15 protein-coding genes and 1 riboswitch are annotated in these 18,427 nt (G+C 70.0%); of the genes, 11 read left to right on the top strand and 4 right to left on the bottom strand.

The features are described 5' to 3' along the window. The first annotated feature begins 507 nt into the window (after nt 1-507). The 6 genes from QSK31_RS07330 (at nt 508) to QSK31_RS07305 (ending at nt 7,256) form a co-directional block, all read left to right on the top strand. Nucleotides 508-1,536, top strand: a complete 1,029-nt coding sequence (locus tag QSK31_RS07330) for an ABC transporter permease (RefSeq protein WP_285682178.1) — start codon at nt 508-510, stop codon at nt 1,534-1,536. A gap of 34 nt (nt 1,537-1,570) precedes the next feature. After that, nucleotides 1,571-3,316: an ABC transporter substrate-binding protein gene (locus QSK31_RS07325; RefSeq protein ID WP_285682176.1), complete on the top strand. Its 1,746-nt coding sequence runs from the start codon at nt 1,571-1,573 to the stop codon at nt 3,314-3,316. Nucleotides 3,317-3,444: 128 nt separating this feature from the next. Next, nucleotides 3,445-4,422, top strand: coding sequence for an ABC transporter permease (locus QSK31_RS07320; RefSeq protein WP_285682175.1), 978 nt, complete (start codon nt 3,445-3,447; stop codon nt 4,420-4,422). 37 nt (nt 4,423-4,459) lie between these two features. After that, the gene (locus tag QSK31_RS07315) at nt 4,460-5,548 is read left to right on the top strand and encodes an ABC transporter ATP-binding protein (RefSeq protein ID WP_502872914.1); all 1,089 of its coding nucleotides are present in this window, start codon (nt 4,460-4,462) and stop codon (nt 5,546-5,548) included. Between the two features lie 10 nt (nt 5,549-5,558). Then, a complete protein-coding gene (locus QSK31_RS07310) occupies nt 5,559-6,626 on the top strand; it encodes an ABC transporter ATP-binding protein (RefSeq protein WP_502872913.1) in 1,068 nt (355 codons plus the stop codon). Nucleotides 6,627-6,629: 3 nt separating this feature from the next. After that, a complete protein-coding gene (locus QSK31_RS07305) occupies nt 6,630-7,256 on the top strand; it encodes a carbohydrate-binding protein (RefSeq protein ID WP_285682174.1) in 627 nt (208 codons plus the stop codon). On the opposite strand, the gene QSK31_RS07300 is transcribed toward QSK31_RS07305, so the two are convergent. Beyond that, the gene (locus QSK31_RS07300) at nt 7,240-7,539 is read right to left on the bottom strand and encodes an Hsp20 family protein (RefSeq protein ID WP_285682173.1); all 300 of its coding nucleotides are present in this window, start codon (nt 7,537-7,539) and stop codon (nt 7,240-7,242) included. The two genes, QSK31_RS07305 and QSK31_RS07300, sit on opposite strands and share 17 nt — an antisense overlap. A gap of 56 nt (nt 7,540-7,595) precedes the next feature. Beyond that, nucleotides 7,596-8,009: a cupin domain-containing protein gene (locus QSK31_RS07295; RefSeq protein ID WP_285682171.1), complete on the bottom strand. Its 414-nt coding sequence runs from the start codon at nt 8,007-8,009 to the stop codon at nt 7,596-7,598. Between the two features lie 44 nt (nt 8,010-8,053). Here QSK31_RS07295 and dinB point away from each other — a divergent pair, with 44 nt between their 5' ends. The 3 genes from dinB (at nt 8,054) to QSK31_RS07280 (ending at nt 11,687) form a co-directional block, all read left to right on the top strand. Next, on the top strand, nt 8,054-9,250 hold the full coding sequence (dinB, locus tag QSK31_RS07290; RefSeq protein ID WP_285682169.1) for a DNA polymerase IV: 1,197 nt from the start codon (nt 8,054-8,056) through the stop codon (nt 9,248-9,250). Between the two features lie 80 nt (nt 9,251-9,330). Continuing rightward, the gene (locus QSK31_RS07285; protein WP_285682167.1) at nt 9,331-10,113 is read left to right on the top strand and encodes a polysaccharide lyase family 7 protein; all 783 of its coding nucleotides are present in this window, start codon (nt 9,331-9,333) and stop codon (nt 10,111-10,113) included. Between the two features lie 359 nt (nt 10,114-10,472). Next, nucleotides 10,473-11,687 (top strand): ROK family transcriptional regulator, encoded by a 1,215-nt coding sequence (locus QSK31_RS07280; protein ID WP_285682682.1) that lies wholly within the window; start codon nt 10,473-10,475, stop codon nt 11,685-11,687. Between the two features lie 331 nt (nt 11,688-12,018). Here the strand turns inward: QSK31_RS07280 and QSK31_RS07275 are convergent, their stop codons facing one another. Beyond that, the gene (locus tag QSK31_RS07275; protein ID WP_285682165.1) at nt 12,019-12,717 is read right to left on the bottom strand and encodes a DUF6081 family protein; all 699 of its coding nucleotides are present in this window, start codon (nt 12,715-12,717) and stop codon (nt 12,019-12,021) included. Nucleotides 12,718-12,818: 101 nt separating this feature from the next. Between QSK31_RS07275 and QSK31_RS07270 the strand changes: the two genes are divergently transcribed. Both QSK31_RS07270 and cobF read left to right on the top strand, forming a co-directional pair. After that, nucleotides 12,819-13,670 (top strand): helix-turn-helix domain-containing protein, encoded by an 852-nt coding sequence (locus tag QSK31_RS07270; protein ID WP_285682163.1) that lies wholly within the window; start codon nt 12,819-12,821, stop codon nt 13,668-13,670. A 104-nt stretch (nt 13,671-13,774) separates the two neighbouring features. After that, on the top strand, nt 13,775-14,560 hold the full coding sequence (gene cobF / locus QSK31_RS07265; RefSeq protein WP_285682161.1) for a precorrin-6A synthase (deacetylating): 786 nt from the start codon (nt 13,775-13,777) through the stop codon (nt 14,558-14,560). A 90-nt stretch (nt 14,561-14,650) separates the two neighbouring features. On the opposite strand, the gene QSK31_RS07260 is transcribed toward cobF, so the two are convergent. Then, nucleotides 14,651-18,202, bottom strand: a complete 3,552-nt coding sequence (locus tag QSK31_RS07260; RefSeq protein ID WP_285682159.1) for a cobaltochelatase subunit CobN — start codon at nt 18,200-18,202, stop codon at nt 14,651-14,653. A gap of 23 nt (nt 18,203-18,225) precedes the next feature. Next, nucleotides 18,226-18,354: riboswitch (cobalamin riboswitch) on the bottom strand. Nucleotides 18,355-18,427 lie beyond the last annotated feature (73 nt).

Here is an 18,427-nt window from a genome sequence, read left to right as displayed (position 1 = left end):
GCGCCAGGAATGGCGCCCACATCGACGAGTAACCATGGGTGCACACTCAAACACGGGCAGACACCTCGCCGGAACCGCTGCCGACCGGAAGGCTCACCTTCGGGCGCCACGGACACGAGAAATCTTCCGGCCGCACGCTCAGGGCCCTCACCTCCGTCGATGCAGCGCCGGAGCCCGGTGAGCACAGTTCGGAAACTAAGACGTAACAACCGATCCGGGTGGACGCCCATCACTTTGCGTGCAAGGCTGATTGCCGTATGTAGTGTGATCTGGTGCGTATGGGGCGAATCGCGGCCGCGATACGTCTGTTTTGCACAATGGAGTCCCACTCTGCGAAAGGGAACGGACAGTATTGTGATCTGGGTCATACGGCAATGCGTTATTCATTCGATGCGTCAACTCATTTCCTACGGCCGAATCACGGGCTACCTTCCCAACCGCAGCATCCGAATGCCTCTCACGCCCCAGAGCACGTGGGAGTGTCGTGCCCATGGGAGGTGACAACGCGTGGAACCGCTCATCGAGGAGGCGGGACTGAGCAGGACCGGCGCATCGACGGACGCCATGGGACCGGCCCCGGCCACGCCGCAGAAGAAGGTGTCGACGCGGGGGAAATCCCCGACGGCGATCGCCTTCGCCCGGCTCCGCAAGGATCGGGTCGCGGTCACCTGTGCGAGCGTCTTCGTCTTCTTCGTCCTGATCGCGATCTTCGCGCCGCTGCTGGCCAAGCTCGAGGGCCAGGACATCTCCACCCTGCACCAGGACCTGCTCGACCCGTACGGCCTGCCGACCATCGCGGCCACCGGCGACCACTGGTTCGGCATCGAGCCGAAGCTCGGCCGGGACCTGTTCGCCCGGTTCGTCTACGGCGCCCGGCCCTCGCTGCTGGTGGCCGGCTCGGTGACGATCCTGACCACCTTCGTCGGCGTCGTCATCGGCCTGCTGGCCGGCTTCGCCGGCGGCTGGACCGACCGGATCCTCTCCTGGATCATCGACTTCGTCCTGAGCCTGCCCTACCTGCTCTTCGCGATCGCCGTTCCGGCGGTGCTGCTGGCGATCTTCGTCGGCAACGCCGACGGCGGGGCGGACCCCAACGAGGTCGCTCAGGTCCGCTTCTACTCCCTGATCCTCGTGCTGTCCTTCTTCGGCTGGGCCGCGCTGGCCCGACTGATCCGCGGTGAGGTGCTGTCCCTGCGCGAACGCGAGTTCGTCGCGGCGGCCAAGGTTCTCGGCGTGCCCACCCGCAAGGTGCTTTTCAAGGAGCTGCTGCCCAACCTGGTGGCGCCCATCGTCATCTCGGTCTCCATGGCTCTACCGAGCTACATCGTGGTCGAGGCCGGATTGACCTTTCTCGGGGTCGGGCTCGTCGAGCCGACGCCGTCGTGGGGAGTCACCATCTCCGCCGCGCAGAACTACTACAAGCAGGACCCGCTCTACCTGTGGGTTCCGGTCCTTGCGATCACGATGCTCGTGCTGTCGCTCAGCCTCCTCGGTGACGCGGTACGAGACGCCTTCGACCCCCGCACCCGACGGTGACGTCCTGTCACGCCCAGTAATGAGAAGAGGAGAAATGGCAAGGCGATTCCATGTGGCGGTGGCGGCTACCGCGGCCGTCGCTCTCGCTGTGACGGGCTGCTCGAGCCCGTCGTCCAACAACGAGGGTGACAACGGCAGCTCCGACACCGGCAAGATCTCGACCCAGTCGAACGCGATCGACCCGAACGCCAAGGGTCCGGCCAAGCCGATCGACGGCGCGAAGCAGGGCGGCAACCTCGAGGTTCAGGCGCAGACCACGCCGAACACGTTCGACCCGACGGACATCTACTACGTCGACTCGAACGCCATCGGCAAGCTGCTGTTCCGTACCCCGACCCAGTTCGACATCCGGGACGGCAAGCCGACTCTGGTGCCCGACCTGACCGACGTCGGTACGCCCTCGGCCGACAAGCTGACCTGGACCTTCAAGCTCCAGCCGGGCATCAAGTACGAGGACGGCACGGACGTCAAGGTCGAGGACCTGGCCTACGCGGTCAAGCGCTCCTTCGCGCACGACGTGTACGCCAACGGCCCCACGTACCAGATCCAGTACTTCAAGGACGGCGAGAAGTACAAGGGCCCGTACACCAGCGGCGACACCTACGCCGGTGTGGAGACCCAGGGCACCGACACCCTGATCATCCACCTGGCCAAGCCGTTCTCCGACCTGCCGTTCTACCTGACCTTCCCGGCGTTCACGCCGATCCCGAAGGCCAAGGACACCAAGCAGGACTACAAGAACCACCCGCTGGCCACCGGCCCGTACATGTTCGACAAGTACCAGGCCGGCACCAAGCTGGTGCTCAAGCGCAACCCGAACTGGAAGGCCGAGACCGACCCGGCCCGCCACAACTACCCCGACACCTACACCTTCAACTGGGGTGTCGACGCGGTGAAGAGCCAGACCGCGGTGCTGAAGAGCAGCGGCTCGGAAGCCAGCGCGATCAACTACGACGTGCTCGACGCCTCGCTGATCCCGGACATCCAGGCCGGCAAGCAGTCGCAGCTGGTCCAGGGTCAGAGCGCGTGCACCATCGTGGTCCAGATGGACACCCGCAAGATCCCGCTGCCGATCCGTAAGGCGATCGCCAAGGCCTGGCCGTACGACCAGAGCTGGACCGCCGCCGGCCTCAACGACTTCGTCGCCGAGCGGGCCAGCACGGTCATGCCGCCGTCCATCCCGGGCTACGAGAAGTACCCGCCGGTTCCGGACCTGAGCGGCACCGGCAAGGGCGACCCGGCCGCCGCCAAGAAGATCCTGGAGGCCGAGAACAAGGTCGGCTTCGAGCTCAGCTGGTACTACGACAACACCAAGCCGATCCCGCAGCAGCAGACCCAGATCCGCTCGGACGCGCTGACCAAGGCCGGCTTCAAGGTCAAGCCGATCGGTGTCGCCACCGCCGACCTGCGCGCCAAGCTCGGTGACTACAAGGCTCCGGTCAACATGGGCCAGAGCCCGTCCGGCTGGTGCTCCGACTGGCCGTCCGGCACCTCCTGGTTCCCGGTGCTCTTCCAGAAGCACAGCATCTCCGACGGTCAGAGCTGGGGCATGCTGAGCGACGACGCGCTGGACAAGGAGATCACCGACATCGCCAACCTTCCGACGGAGGAGGCCATCAGCAAGTGGGCCCCGCTGGACAAGAAGATCATGGAGATGTACGTGGCCATCCCGCGTTACTACGACAAGATGGCGAACGTCCAGGGCACCAACGTCGGCAAGACCATCGGTGACCCCACCACCGGTCTGCCGGTCTTCACCAGCATGTACCTGAAGAGCTGACGCTCCGCAGTTAGCTGGACCCGCGGTGGTCCGGTCCATCCCCTCCAGGGTGGCCCGGGCCACCGCGACCATAGGCCCCTCCCCTCGCCGACCTCCCTCTCAAGAACCGGAAAACGCAGGAGCGAGCTGTGCTGCTCTATATCCTTCGACGCCTCGTGAGCGCCGTCTCCGTGGTGATCGTGACGCTGGTGGCCAGCTTCGCGCTGTTCTTCCTCGCCCCCACCGATCCGGCGGGCGTGATCTGCGGGCCACGCTGCACCCCCGAGCGGCTCGCCAACATCCGGGCCGGCCTGCACCTCGACGACCCCGCGCTGGTCCAGATCGGCGTCTACCTCAAGGGCCTGGTCGTCGACCGCGAGTTCGAGACCGGCGGCGTCGTCCGCGAGTGCCCGGCCCCCTGCCTCGGCTACTCCTACACGCTCGGCGAACCGGTCACGAAGCTGCTGGCACAGGCGCTCCCGGTGACGCTCTCGCTCGTGCTCGGCGCCGCGGTCGTCTACCTGGCCATCGGCATCTTCACCGGCACGATGGCGGCCCAGGTCAGAGGAACACCACTGGACAAGGCCGTGGTCGGCACCACCCTGGTGCTCAACTCGTTCCCGTACTTCGTCTTCGCCCTGCTCGTGGTGCTGTACGCGACCTTCCTGCCGGAGTCCGGCTGGACATCGTTCTTCGAGAACCCCTTCTCCTGGGCGAGCGGACTGGTCGCCGCCTGGGTCTGCCTGGGCATCGCGAACGCCGCCGCGTACACCCGCTACTCCCGGGCCTCCATGATCGAGGCGCTGGGCCAGGACTTCGTCCGGACCGCGCGATCGAAGGGCATCTCCAAGAACCGGGTCGTCTACCGGCACGGGCTGCGCGCCGCGCTCACCCCGGTCGCCACCATCTTCGGCATCGACCTGGCCGGCCAGCTCACCGGCGCGATCTTCACCGAGCGGATCTTCGACCTGCCCGGCCTGGGCAACCTGGTGCTCCGCGCCTTCGGCCAGTACGACCTGCCGGTGCTGATGGGCGGCGTACTCGTCGGCTCGGTCGTCCTGGTCGTGATGAACCTCATCGTGGACATCGCGTACACCTTCCTGGACCCCCGGGTCCGGCTCGGATGATCCACCCGTACGTACGCAGCAGTAAGGCGGCAGCAGCATGAGCGACCAGACCAGCCGGGTACCGCAGACGGTGACCCGGACCGCGCGCACCCGCGGCGGGAGCGAGGAGGCCTACCTCGAGGTCACCGATCTCCAGGTGCAGTTCCCCACCGCGGACGGCATGGTCAAGGCGGTGCAGGGGCTGAGCTACTCGCTGCCGCTGGGCCGCACACTGGCGATCGTCGGCGAGTCCGGCTCCGGCAAGAGCGTCTCCAGCATGGCCGTCATGGGCCTGCACGACGCGAAGACCGCGCGGATCTCCGGCTCGATCAAGGTCGGCGGCCAGCAGATCGTCGGCATGGGCGAGAAGGACCTGGAGAAGTTCCGCGGCAGCGGCGCGGCGATGATCTTCCAGGACCCGCAGTCGTCGCTGCACCCGTACTTCACGATCGGCGACCAGATCATGGAGGCGTACCGGGCGCACCACGGCGTCTCGAAGAGCAAGGCCAGGACCCGGGCCATCGAGATGCTCGACCGGGTCGGCATCCCGAACCCGAAGCGGCGGGTGGGCAACTACCCGCACGAGTTCTCCGGCGGCATGCGGCAGCGCGCGATGATCGCGATGGCGCTGGTCAACGACCCCAAGCTGCTGATCGCCGACGAGCCCACCACGGCCCTCGACGTGACCGTGCAGGCGCAGATCCTCGACCTGATCGCCGACCTGCAGCGCGACTTCGGCTCCGCGGTCGTCTTCATCACCCATGACCTCGGCGTGGTGGCGGAGATCGCCGACGACATCCTGGTCATGTACGCGGGCAGCGCCATCGAGCACGGCCCGGTCGAGAAGATCCTCGGGACGCCGCTGCACCCGTACACCTGGGGCCTGCTCGAAAGCATTCCGGCGCTGGCCGGCGAGCCGCAGCCGCTGCACCCGATCCCCGGCGCCCCGCCCAGCCTGCTCGCCGTGCCGACGGGCTGCGCCTTCCACCCGCGTTGCGAGTTCCGCAGCCGGGTTCCCGGCGACAGGTGCACCACCCTCAAGCCCGACCTGATCCCGCGGACCGCCGACACCGGTCGCGCGTCGCGATGCCATCTCAAGGACCCGGATCAGATCTTCCAGACCGAGATCCTGCCCCGGCTGCCGTAAGGACCAAACCATGACGACCACAGCGAACGCGCGCGGCGAACGCGGAGCCATCCCCCGCGTCGAGGGCGCTCCCCTGCTGCAGCTGGAAAACCTGGCGATGTACTTCAAGACGTCGGGCGACGGGGTGCTGGCCCGCGGCACCAAGTGGGTGCAGGCCGTGGACGGCGTGGACCTGACCGTCAACGCCGGCGAGACGATCGGCCTGGTCGGCGAGTCCGGCTGCGGCAAGTCGACCACGGCGAGGCTGATCACCCGGCTGCTGGAGCCGACCCGCGGGTCGATCAAGTACCAGGGTCACGACATCGCGCACATGTCCGAGCGGCGGCTGCGGCCGTACCGGCGGGAGATCCAGCTGATCTTCCAGGACCCGTACTCGTCGCTGAACCCGCGGCACACGGTCGGCACGATCGTCGGCACCGCCCTGCGCACCCACGGCATGGTCGACAAGAACCGCGAACTGCCGCGCGTCCAGGAACTGCTCGAGATGGTCGGCCTGAACCCGGAGCACTACAACCGCTACCCGCACGAGTTCTCCGGCGGTCAGCGGCAGCGCATCGGCATCGCCCGGGCGCTGGCCACCCAGCCGAAGATCATCGTAGCCGACGAGCCGGTCTCGGCGCTGGACGTGTCCATCCAGGCCCAGGTGATGAACCTGCTCGAGAACCTGCGCAAGGAACTCGGCATCGCGTTCGTCTTCATCGCCCACGACCTCGGCGTGGTACGCCACTTCTGCGACCGCGTCGCGGTGATGTACCTCGGCCGGGTCGTCGAGGAGGGCCCGCGGGACGCGCTCTACCAGAAGCCGCAGCACCCCTACACGCAGGCGCTGCTGTCCGCGGTGCCGGACATCGCCGTGGTCCGCGGTGTGCCGCCGAAGAACCGGATCCGTCTGGTCGGCGACGTCCCCAGCCCGGTGGACCCGCCGTCCGGCTGCCGCTTCCGCACCCGGTGCTGGAAGGCCGAGGACATCTGCGCCGAGGTCGTGCCGCCGCTGGACGAGAAGGCGCCGGCGCAGCGGGTGGCGTGCCACTTCGCCGAGCCGCCGACCGAGTCGATCGTCGCCGAGGTACCCTCCTGACCGATGTCCACGACCGTCTACCGATCACGCTCGCGCACCCTGCGCAACCGGCTGCTCGTCGCGGCCGGGGTGGTCCTGCTGATCGTCGTCGGCTGGCTGCTGGGCCGGTCCTCCGCGTCCCCAGCTCCAGCAAAATCGGCGCCCGTTGTTTCCTCGTCGCCGTCGCCGTCCGCGGAACCGTCGCCGTCCGCTGAACCGTCGCCGGTTCCCACGGGTGGCGTCGACGCCTACCAGCCGCTGCAGGTCGAGGACGCCGCCGAGGTGTCCGGGCTGGAGATGCAGGACACCGAGGACGAGGGCGGCGGGCGCAACGCCGGCTGGATCAACAACGGGGACTTCCTGCGGTTCGACGACGTCAACTTCGGGGCGTCGCCGCCGGCCTCGGTGAACGTGCGGGTGGCCACGGACACCGACAAGACCGGGCGGATCGAGATCCGGATCGACAGCAAGGACAGCCCGCCGGTGGCGACGCTCACCACGTCGCGCACCGGCGGATGGCAGAACTGGATCACCCAGACCACCGACATGGCGCCGGTGACCGGGCTGCACACGGTCTACGTGACCTTCGGCAACGCGGTCCCCGACGACTTCCTCAACGTGAACTGGCTGCGGTTCAAGCAGCCTTCCTGATCGGGATGCGCAGGGTCAGGACGCCCTCGTCGTACTGAGCGTCGAGCCGGTCGGTGTCCAGTCCGTCGGGCAGAGCGACCTGTTCCTCGATCGTTTTCTCGTCCCGCCTCCGGCGGGCGGCGCTGATCGTCACGACATCATCGTGGACATCCACGGCGACGTCGGCCGGGTCCGCGCCGGGCAGGTCGATGTTCAGGTGAAGCGTGTCGTCCTCGCGGTGCGCGTCCAGGCGGCAGCCCGACGTCCGGGTCGTGTCGAAGACGCGTGCGGAAAGCCGCAGCATCGGTGTTTCCTTCTCTCTCTGGTGAGCCCGTTGTCTGAACGGACACCAGCCTGGAGCTATTCCATTCTGAAGTCGGCGAAGTCGAAGCCCGGCGACACCACACAGCTGACCAGAACCGGCTCCTGAGCTGCGGGAACGGCGGCCTGCCAGACACCCGCCGGGATCAGCACCTGTGGATTCGTGACGCCCAGCACGGTGGTGGCCGCCACGACCGGCGACTCGCCGCTGCCGCCGAGGCTGAGCTCCAGCGGGCCGCCCGAGTGCCAGAACCACAACTCGTCGGAACGCACCACATGCCAGGCGGAACTCTCGCCGGGGTGCAGGACGAAGTAGATCGCGGTCGCGGCCGCGCGCGGTCCGTCGTACCCGTCGGGGGTGAAGGTCGTCGCGGACCGGAAGGTCTCGCGGAACCAGCCACCCTCGGGGTGGGGTTGCAGGTCGAACTGCTCGGCGAGGGGTGGACGAGTCACTCGGTGCCTCCACTTTCTCGAACACGTGTTCTAAACTGACGCCCGTGGATGATCAAGCGACCATTCTGCACGCCGACCTCGACTCGTTCTACGCGTCCGTCGAGCAGCGCGACGACCCGTCCCTGCGCGGGCGCCCGGTGCTGGTCGGCATGGGTGTGGTGCTCGCCGCGAGCTACGAGGCAAAGGCTTTCGGCGTACGCACGCCGATGGGCGTCACGCAGGCCCGGCGCCTGTGTCCCCGTGCCGTCGTGGTGCCGCCGCGCATGTCGGCCTACACCGCGGCGTCGAAAGCGGTGTTCGGCGTCTTCCGTGACACCACACCGATCGTCGAGGGCATCTCGATCGACGAGGCGTTCCTCGAGGTGGGCGGGCTGCAGCGGATCCGCGGGACGCCCGCCGCCATCGCCGGGCGATTACGCGCCGAGGTTCGCGACCGGGTCGGGCTGCCGATCACGGTCGGCGTGGCGCGCACCAAGTTCCTGGCCAAGGTGGCGAGCGCCGTCGGCAAGCCGGACGGACTGCTGGTCGTGCCGCCCGGGCAGGAGCTCGCGTTCCTGCATCCGCTGCCGATCGAGCGGCTCTGGGGCGTCGGGCCGGTCACCTCGGGCAAGCTGCGCGAGCGGCAGATCCGCACGGTCGGTCACGTCGCCCAGGTCGGCGAGGCCGCACTGGTGGCGATCCTCGGACCGCACGCCGGCCGGCACCTGCACGCCCTGGCGCACAACCGCGACCCCCGGCGGGTACGCACCGGCGTGCGCCGCGGCTCGATCGGCTCACAGTGCGCGCTGGGCCGGCGCGACCGCTCGTTCGAGGAGATCGACGCGGTGCTGGCCGCGCTCGCCGACCGGGTCACCCGGCGGATGCGGGCCGCCAAGCGCGCCGGTCGTACGGTGACCGTCCGGTTCCGTTTCAACGACTTCACACGGGCGACTCGATCGCGGAGCATGTGGAAGGCGTCGATGCAGACCCAGGCGATCCTCTCCACCGCCCGTGCCCTGCTGGCGGACAACGCGGATCTCATCTCCACGCGGGGGCTCACGTTGATCGGGCTCGCGGTCAGCAACCTGGACTCCGACGGCCATCAGCAGCTCGAGCTGCCTTTCGACCTCGACGCGCCGGACGTCGATCGGCTCGACACGGCACTGGATGCGGTTCGCGACAAATACGGCAGCTCGTCCGTCACCAGGGCCGCCACGCTGGGCCGGGAGCTCGGGCCGTCGGTGCCGATCCTCTCCGACTGACCCCCATTCATTGACTTCCATCGAACTGTTAATTAACCTTCCAATCTCTTGCTTCAGTCCTTGTTCGAAGGATCATCCCCATGAAGAGAAGGTCACTCCTCGCCCTCACCACGACGGCGGCCGTCGCCGGCACGCTCGGCGTCGCCGGCATCACCAGCGCATCGGCCGCGGCCCTCGACCCGGCGCTGCCGCCCGGCGGCAACTTCAACCTGTCGATCTGGTCGCTCCAGCTCCCCATCGGGTCGCCGGGCAGCCCCGAGACCATCCCCCCGTCCCGGCTCAAATGCCCGAACGGCTACAGCAACCCCGCCTACTTCTGGACCGACTCCAACGACGGGTCGATGACGTTCTGGGCGCCGGAGAAGGGCGTGACCACGCCGAACTCCAACTACGCCCGGTCCGAGCTGCGCGAGATGAACGCGAACGGCAGCGCCGCCGACTGGCCGCTGGCCGGCAACCACACGCTGAGCGCCGACCTGCGGATCCCGTCGGTGACCAAGAACGTGGCGGTCGGCCAGGTGCACCTCGGCTCCGGCGGCCCCTCCACCAAGCCGCTGCTGGAGCTCTACTACCGCCCGAACGGCGAGATCTTCCTCGGCACCGAGAACTCCCCCGCCGGCGGCCAGACCCTGCACAAGGTCGGCGACGTGCCCCTGGGCCAGCGCTGGACGTACGTCATCAACGTCACCGGCAACAAGATCAACCTGACGATCAACGGCACCCGGACCACGTACACCATCCCGTCGTCCTTCAACCCGTACAAGCAGTACTTCAAGGCCGGCTCGTACAACCAGTCCTCATCGGACAGCACGACGAGGGGCGCCAAGGTCAAGTTCTACAGCCTCACCGTCACCCACAACTGACGTTCTGTCCGGTGTGTCGGAGGTCGCTCAGCGCGAGGTCATCCAGGCGGGTCACAGGTTGTTGATCTACTGTGGAAGGCCTCGCGCGAGCGACTTCGCCCGGTCTCTCGCTCCTTCCGGCTTTCGAGCCTCGGCGGATCCCGCGCGTCCCGCTCCGTGCGGGCGGCTTTCGAGCCGCTCCACGCGGGTGGTCTTGGGCCGCTCCTGGCGGGCGGTCTTGGGCCGCTCCTGGCGGGCGGTCTTAGGCCGCTCCTGGCGGGCGGTCTTAGGCCGCTCCTGGCGGGCGGTCTTGGGCCGCTCCTGGCGGGCGGTCTTGGGCCGCTCCTGGCGGGGTGGCTTCGAGGGGGAGGCGGAGGGTGATGGATCCGGAGCGCGCGCTGCCGCAAGCCGTGCTGCGGGCGGCCACCGACCGGCGGCTCCTCGACGAGACGATCCGGCGCCGGCGGACGACCCGGGCCGAGCTGGCCGCGGTGACCGGATACTCCCGGCCGACGGTGTCGGAGGCAGTCCGGCGGATGGTCGCCCAGGGTCTCCTCGACGCGTCGGGCCTGCAGGAGACCGGGAGGCGCGGGAGGGTCGGCACGTTCTACTCGCTGGGTGCGTGCGCCGGGTGGGTGCTGGCCCTGGAGATCTCCCAGGCCGGCGTACGCGCGAGAGCCACCGACCTGGCCGGCGCCGTCCTCCACGAGGATGCCAACTCGCCCACCCTCCCCGGCGACGTGGGCGAGCTCATCACCTCGGTCCGCACCCTGGTCCACCGCGTTACCACCAGCAGCGGCACCACGTTGACCACGGCCACCCCGCCGCCCGCATCCGTGGCAGCGCCTTCCTCTTCGGGCTCTTCCTTGTCGGCGGCCGGCGGACCTGGTGGTTTCGCGGTGGGACGGGGGCCACTGCGGGCGATCGGCGTGTCCGTCGCCAATCCGGTGAATCCTGGAACGCAGGCGGTGGTTCCGCTGGCCGGGACGCCGTTCCCGGAAGGGCTGCTCAGCCCGGAACACATGCTCCACGACCTGACGAACGCACCCGTACTGGTCGACAACGATGTCAACCTCGCGGCCCTGGCCGAGCACCGCGTGGGCCGGGCGGCGGGCGAGTCCAGCTTCGCCTACGTCTACCTGGGCGCGGGAATGGGAGTGGGCCTCTACCTGAACGGCCGGCTCATCCGGGGCGCGCACGGACTCGCCGGCGAGATCGGCTACCTGCCGGGCATCGTGTCCCCGACCCTGTCCGGTGACCTCCGCGCGGGCGGGTTCGACCGCAAGGACGCCCCGTCGGTCAACATCGACGCCGTCCTGGCGCTGCTCGACCAGCCGTCCGCACCGGCCATCCGTCAGCTCGCCGAGGCGCTCTCCCGGGCCATCACATCGGTGGCCGCCGTGGTGGATCCCGCCCTGTTCCTGCTGGGCGGCCCGGTCGGCACCCACCCCGCCCTGCTGCGCGAGGTCCGCGAGCTGACCACCTTCCCGGGCGCGGCCCGCATCGAGCACGGCGCCCTGGGCCCCGACGCTCCCCTGACCGGCGCCGTGCAGCTGGCCCTCGAGCACGCCCGCGCCACAGCCACCGCCGCCTGAGTCCCCTCGCCCCAAAGGAACCAACTCCCCCGAGAGCGCTTTGCTCTGAGCACATATACGCATCACCGCGCCTGTGCTCCGAGCACGCGGAAGCCTCACCCCGCGCTTCCTCTGAGCACGCGGAAGCCTCACCCCGCGCTTCCTCTGAGCACGCGGAAGCCTCACCCGCGCTTCCTCTGAGCACGCGGAAGCCTCACCCGCGCTTCTTCTGAGCACGCCGAGGCTTCACCTCGGCCACGCCGTGGACCACCCTCCATGGGCTGCCACTCGCGTCGTCCGCGCCGGCTGCGGTCAGTTGCTCACGTCGTACCGGGAGCGGGCTTTGGGCCTGTCAATTGCTCACGTCGTACCGGAAATTGCGCCAGGATGCCCGGGCGCCCTGGCCCTGCGCGGAGCTGCGGCCCTCGCCGATCGGCAGGAGGGTGACGTAGCCGAAGCCGATGTGGACGGATTCCGGGAGCTCGGCCAGGCCGGTGAGGTCGAGCACCGTGAAACCGTCGACGGTCCAGGTGGCTCGGCCCGACGAGCGGTCGATGCGCACCTCGCAGAGGCGGAAGCCGGTGGCGGCGACCGGGTGGATCGGGTTGTCGACGATGCGGGTGAAGGGGTGCGGCACGCCGGGGAACGGAAGGACCTCGTGCTCGGCGTACACACGGTCGGCCGTGGCCAGCACGTCGAACACCATGGCCGTGGCGCCGTCGGTGTCGACCAGGATGAACGCGGCCGCGCCGAGCCGGTAGTCGCCGGAGTCCCCGCCGATGTGGTCGACGGCGATCTCCGTCCGGAAACGTGCCGGGCCGTCCGCCGGCAGGTCGAACCGGCGGGTCGAGAGCAGGACGTGCTTGGTGTTGTCGAGGCTCTGGTTCGCCGGGTCGGCGTTGGTGAACTCGGGCACGTCGACCGTGACGACACCGTCGGAAACGGTGGTGATCGCGCCCTCCTCGAGCCGCGGGACGCCCATGCTCAGCGGTTCCCAGAGAGCCGGGTCGAGGGCGGGACCGGCCAGTTCGTCGTACGTCAGGAATGTCATGAGGTTTTGTAGCGCCGCAGGCCCGGTGCTGTTCAGGTACGCCTTGACGGTGGTAAAGCGAGTACCACCCTCGGCGGGCCGATATGCGCGAGACTCGACCGATGACGACGGGAACCGACACGCTGGGGGCGACGATCCGTGCCTGGCGTGAGCGGCTGTCCCCCGCGGCCGCCGGCTTCCCCACCGGCCATCGGCGACGTGCCGCCGGGCTGCGGCGGGAGGAGCTCGCCGACCTCGCCGGGGTGTCGGTCGAGTACCTCGTACGCCTGGAGCAGGGCCGGTCGACATCGCCGTCGGCGCAGGTCACCGCCGCGCTGGCGCGCGCGTTGCAGCTGACGTCCGCGGAGCGTGACCATCTCTACCGCCTCGCGAACCTGCTGCCTCCGGCGGACGACCAGATCGCCGACCACATCCCGCCGGGGGTGCAACGGGTGGTGGCGCGGCTCAGCGAGGCCGCGGTCGCCGTCTTCGCCGCGGACTGGCAGCTGATCTGGTGGAACCGGAACTGGGCCGCCCTGGTCGGAGACCCCTCGCTCGTGCCGCCGGCGATGCGCAACTTCGCTCGCGACACCTTCCCCGTCCCGGCCACCGACCCGGGACCGCGGCTGTCCGTCTGGCCCGTGACGCACCAGCACACCGGCGGACCGGCGGCCGCGATCGTCTCCGACCTGCGGCGGGCCACTGGCCGGTTCCCGCGCGACCAGCGGCTGACCCGGCTCATCCGTGAGCTCACCGAGGGGAACGAGCAGTTCGCGGCCCTGTGGGCGGCGGGAACGGTCGGAGCGCACCGTGAGGACCGCAAGGTGATCGAGCACCCGGCGGTCGGCCCGGTCACGGTCGACTGCGACGTGCTGACCGACGGCGACGCCGAGCTCAAGATCGTCATCCTGACCGCGGTGCCGGGCTCGGAGGACGAGACGAAGGTGCGCCTCGCGGCGATCGCGGCCGTCTGAGCCGGCGCCCTCTCGCGAGCCTGCGCCGGTTCAGGCCGGCGCTCTTTCGGGTCGCCCGGACGCCCGGCCGGGGTGACCGGCGGGGCGTCCGTCATAGTGAGGCCGTGCGGAAGATCTATGTCATCGGGATCGGCGCGGGCGACCCGGACCACTTGACCCTGCAGGCGGCGAAGGCGATCGGCCGGGCCGACGTGTTCTTCCTGCTGGACAAGGGCGAGGCCAAGGAAAGCATGATCGAGCTGCGGCGGCGGATGCTCAAGGCGTACGCCAGGCCCAGCCGCCGGATCGCCGAGGGCCGCGACCCCGACCGGGACCGCAAGCCCGACGATTACGTGGGCACGGTCGAGGACTGGCGCAGCCGCCGCTCGGCGGTGACCGAGGCGCTGATCACCGAGCACCTGCTCGACGAGGAGACCGGCGCGTTCCTGGTGTGGGGCGACCCGACGCTCTACGACTCGACGATCGCGATCCTGGACGAGATCCTCGCCCGGGGCACGATCACCTTCTCCTACGAGGTCATTCCCGGCATCAGCAGCGTGTCGTCGCTGGCCGCGAAGCACCGGGTGCCCCTCAACCGGGTCGGCCGGCCCGTGCAGATCACCACCGGCCGCCGGCTGGCGACGGAAGGCTGGCCGGACGGCGTCGACGACCTGGTGGTGATGCTCGACGCCGGCCAGTCGTTCGGCGACGTGGCGGACGCCGACATCTACTGGGGCGCCTACCTCGGCACCGCCGACGAGATCCTGCGCTCCGGGCCGGTCGAGGAGGTCGCCGGCGAGATCAAGCGGGTCCGCGCCGAGGCTCGCGATCAGCATGGCTGGATCATGGACACCTACCTGCTCCGCCGCCGCGACCCTCTCGACGGCTCCCCACCCGCGGCGGCCTCTTAGCCGGCAGCCCACCCCGGCGGGCCACCCCGACGGCCCGTTCGCCGGCGGGCCCATTTGCCTGCGGGCCCATTTGCCTGCGGGCCGGGACAGTCACTCCTCGTCGCCCTCCAGGTCACCCTCGGTGGCCAGGTAGACCTCGCGCAACGCGGCCAGCGTCTCCGGGTCGGGCGAGTCCCACAGCTTGCGGTCGGCCGCCTCGAGCAGCCGCTCGGTGATGCCGTGCAACGCCCACGGGTTGGACTTGGTCATGAACGCCTGGTTCTCCGGGTCCAGCACGTACGAGGCGGCCAGCTGCTCGTACATCCAGTCGGCCACCACGCCGGCGGTCGCGTCGTACCCGAACAGATAATCCACCGTCGCGGCCAGCTCGAACGCGCCCTTGTAGCCGTGCCGCCGCATCGCGGCGATCCACCGCGGGTTCACCACCCGGGCCCGGAAGATCCGCGCGGTCTCCTCGGTCAGGCTGCGGGTCCGTGTCGCGTCCGGGTTGGTGGAGTCCCCGATGTACGCCGCGGGCGCACGCCCGGTCAGCGCGCGCACCGTGGCGATCATGCCGCCGTGGTACTGGAAGTAGTCGTCGGAGTCGGCGATGTCGTGCTCGCGGGTGTCGATGTTCTTCGCCGCCACCTCGATCCGCCGGTACGCCGATTCCATGTCCGGCCTCGCGGGCACCCCGTCCAGGTCCCGCCCGTACGCGAAACCGCCCCACACCGCGTACACCTCGGCGAGGTCGGCGTCGTCGCGCCAGTTGCGGCTGTCGATCAACGGCAGGATCCCCGCGCCGTACGCACCGGGCCGCGACCCGAAGATCCGGGTGGTGGCCCGCCGCCAGTCGCCGTGCTGCTCCCGGTCGGCGACCGCGTGCGCCCGGACGTAGTTCTGATCGTGCGGCTCGTCCAGCCCGGCCACCAGGCCGACCGCGTCGTCGAGCATCGCCACCACGTGCGGGAACGCGTCGCGGAAGAAGCCGGAGATGCGCACCGTGACGTCGATGCGCGGACGGCCGAGCTCGTCCAGGGCGATCGGCTCGATGCCGGTGACCCGGCGGGACGCCTCGTCCCACACCGGCCGGACGCCGAGCAGCGCCAGGATCTCGGCGATGTCGTCACCGCCCGTACGCATCGCGCTCGTCCCCCAGGCCGACAGGCCGACCGACCGCGGCCAGTCGCCGTAGTCGGCGCGGTACCGGTCGAGCAGCGAGTCGGCCATCGCCTGCCCGGTCTCCCAGGCCAGCGCGCTCGGAATGGCCTTCGGGTCGACCGAGTAGAAGTTCCGGCCGGTCGGCAGCACGTTGATCAGGCCGCGCAGCGGTGACCCGCTCGGACCTGCCGGCACGTAGCCGCCGGACAGCGCGTGCAGCGTGTGCGTGAGCTCGTCGGTGGTGCGGTCGAGCCGCGGCACCACCTCGGCGGCCGCGAACTCCAGCACTTTCCGCACCTGAGCGTCGTCGGTGACCTCGGCGGCCGAGGCCGGCCAGCCGGCGTCCTCCATGGCCTGCACGAGGGCCTTGGCCTGCGCCTCGACACGGTCGACCTCCTGCGTCGGGGCGCCCTCGGCCAGGCCGAGCGCCTCCCGCAGGCCGGGCAGCGCGGCGACCTGGCCACCCCACATCTGCCGGGCGCGGAGCATCGCCAGCACCAGGTTGACCCGGGCCTCGCCGGCCGGCGCCTCGCCCAGCACGTGCAGGCCGTCCCGGATCTGCACGTCCTTGATCTCGCAGAGCCACCCGTCGATGTGCAGGATGAACTCGTCGAACTCCTCGTCGCCGGGCCGGGCGGCCAGACCGAGGTCGTGGTCGAGGCGGGCGGCCTGGATCAGCGTCCAGATCTGCGCCCGGATCGCGGGCAGTTTCGGCGGGTCGAGCGTGGCGATGCTGGCGTGCTCGTCGAGCAGTTGCTCGAGGCGGGCGATGTCGCCGTACGACTCGGCGCGCGCCATCGGCGGGATCAGGTGGTCGATCAGCGTGGCGTGGGCCCGGCGCTTGGCCTGCGTGCCCTCGCCCGGGTCGTTGACCAGGAACGGGTAGATCAGCGGCAGGTCGCCGAGCGCGGCGTCGGTGCCGTCCGCCGCGGACATGCCGACGTTCTTGCCCGGGAGCCACTCCAGGTTGCCGTGCTTGCCCACGTGCACCATCGCGTCGGCGCCGAAATCGTCGGCCACCCACCGGTACGCCGCCAGGTAGTGATGGCTCGGCGGCAGGTCGGGGTCGTGGTAGATGGCGACCGGGTTGGCGCCGAAGCCGCGGGGCGGCTGGACCATCACGACGACGTTCTCGTCGCGGAGCGCGGCGAGCACGATGTCACCCCGGTCGACGTAGAGCTCACCCGGCGGCGGCCCCCAGTGCTGCGTCACGGCGGACCGCAACGCCTCCGGCAGCGTGGCGAACCAGCGCGCGTACCCCTCGCCGTCGATCCTGACCGGGTTGCCGGCCAGCTGCTCCTCCGTGAGCCAGTCCGGGTCCTGCCCGCCGGCCGCGATCAGCGCGTGGATGAGGCCATCGCCGTCGTACTGGTCGAAGTCGCCGATCCGGTAACCCGCGTCGCGCAGGGCGGCGAGCAGCCGGACCACGGACGCCGGAGTGTCCAGGCCGACCGCGTTGCCGATCCGGGAGTGCTTGGTCGGGTAGGCGGAGAGCATCAGCACGATGCGGCGCTCGGCCGGCGGGATGTGCCGCAGCCGGGCGTGCTTGACCGCGATGCCGGCCACCCGGGCGGCGCGTTCCGGATCGGCCACGTAGACCGACAGGCCGTCCGGGTCGACCTCCTTGAACGAGAACGGGACGGTGATGATCCGGCCGTCGAACTCGGGGATGGCCACCTGGGTGGCGGCGTCGAGCGGGGACAGCCCGTCGTCGCTCGCCGCCCACACCGCCCGGCTGCTGGTCAGGCAGAGCCCCTGGAGGATCGGCACGTCGAGCTCGGCCAGCACGCCGACATCCCAGGCCTCGTCGTCGCCGCCCGCGCCCACCGTGGCCGGCTGTGTGCCACCGGCCGCCAGCACGGTCACCACCAGCGCGTCCGCACGGCGCAGCTCGGCAAGGAGCTCGGTGCTGATCCGGCGGAGCGAGGCGGTGAAGATCGGCAACGGCGTCGCGCCCCGCGCCTCGACGGCCCGGCACAGCGCCTCGACGAACGCGGTGTTCCCGGCCATGTGGTGGGCCCGGTAGTAGAGGATCGCCACGGTCGGACCCGTCGCACCGGTCGTCTCGCGCTCGAGGACGCCCCAGTCGGGGGCCTCGGCCGCGGGTGCGAAGCCGTTGCCGGTCAGCAGGATCGTGTCGGAGAGGAAGTCGTGCAGGGACGCGAGGTTGGCCGCTCCGCCGTACGCGAGGTAGGCGTGTGCCTCGGCCGCCACCCCGGCCGGCACCGTGGAGAGTTTCATCAGGTCGGCGTCGGGCGCCTGCTCGCCGCCGAGCACCACGACCGGGACCCGCCCCGCCAGCAGGGCGTCGAGCCCTTCCGGCCAGGCACGGCGGCCACCGAGGAGGCGCACGACAACCAGCTCGACGCCCTCCAGCAGCGCGGGAAGGTCGCCGACGGCGGTGCGTGCCGGGTTGGCGGGCCGGTAGGCGGCGCCGCTGGCCCGGGCGCTGAGAAGGTCGGTGTCAGAGGTGGACAGCAGCAAGAACACGCGCGCTCCCATCCGAGGTCCGCGCCCCGGGGTCGAAGGGTTGACGACATCCGTGGAGTTCCTGGCTCCCGAGCTGATCAGCTGCCCGGTGACAGTGGCGGGACCGCGCCGGAGTCGCACCGGCTTCCTCCACGAACATCGCCGCTCGTGGCCTTCCACCCTTCCGCCCCGCGAACGGCGGCGTCAAGCGGCCCCGGCCGATGTGACGCTGCTGACGCGCGCTTACATCTGCGTCTG

The organism is Actinoplanes sp. NBRC 103695, assembly GCF_030269485.1.
GTDB lineage: Bacteria > Actinomycetota > Actinomycetes > Mycobacteriales > Micromonosporaceae > Actinoplanes.
This window is presented reverse-complemented; position numbering and strand designations above follow the sequence as displayed.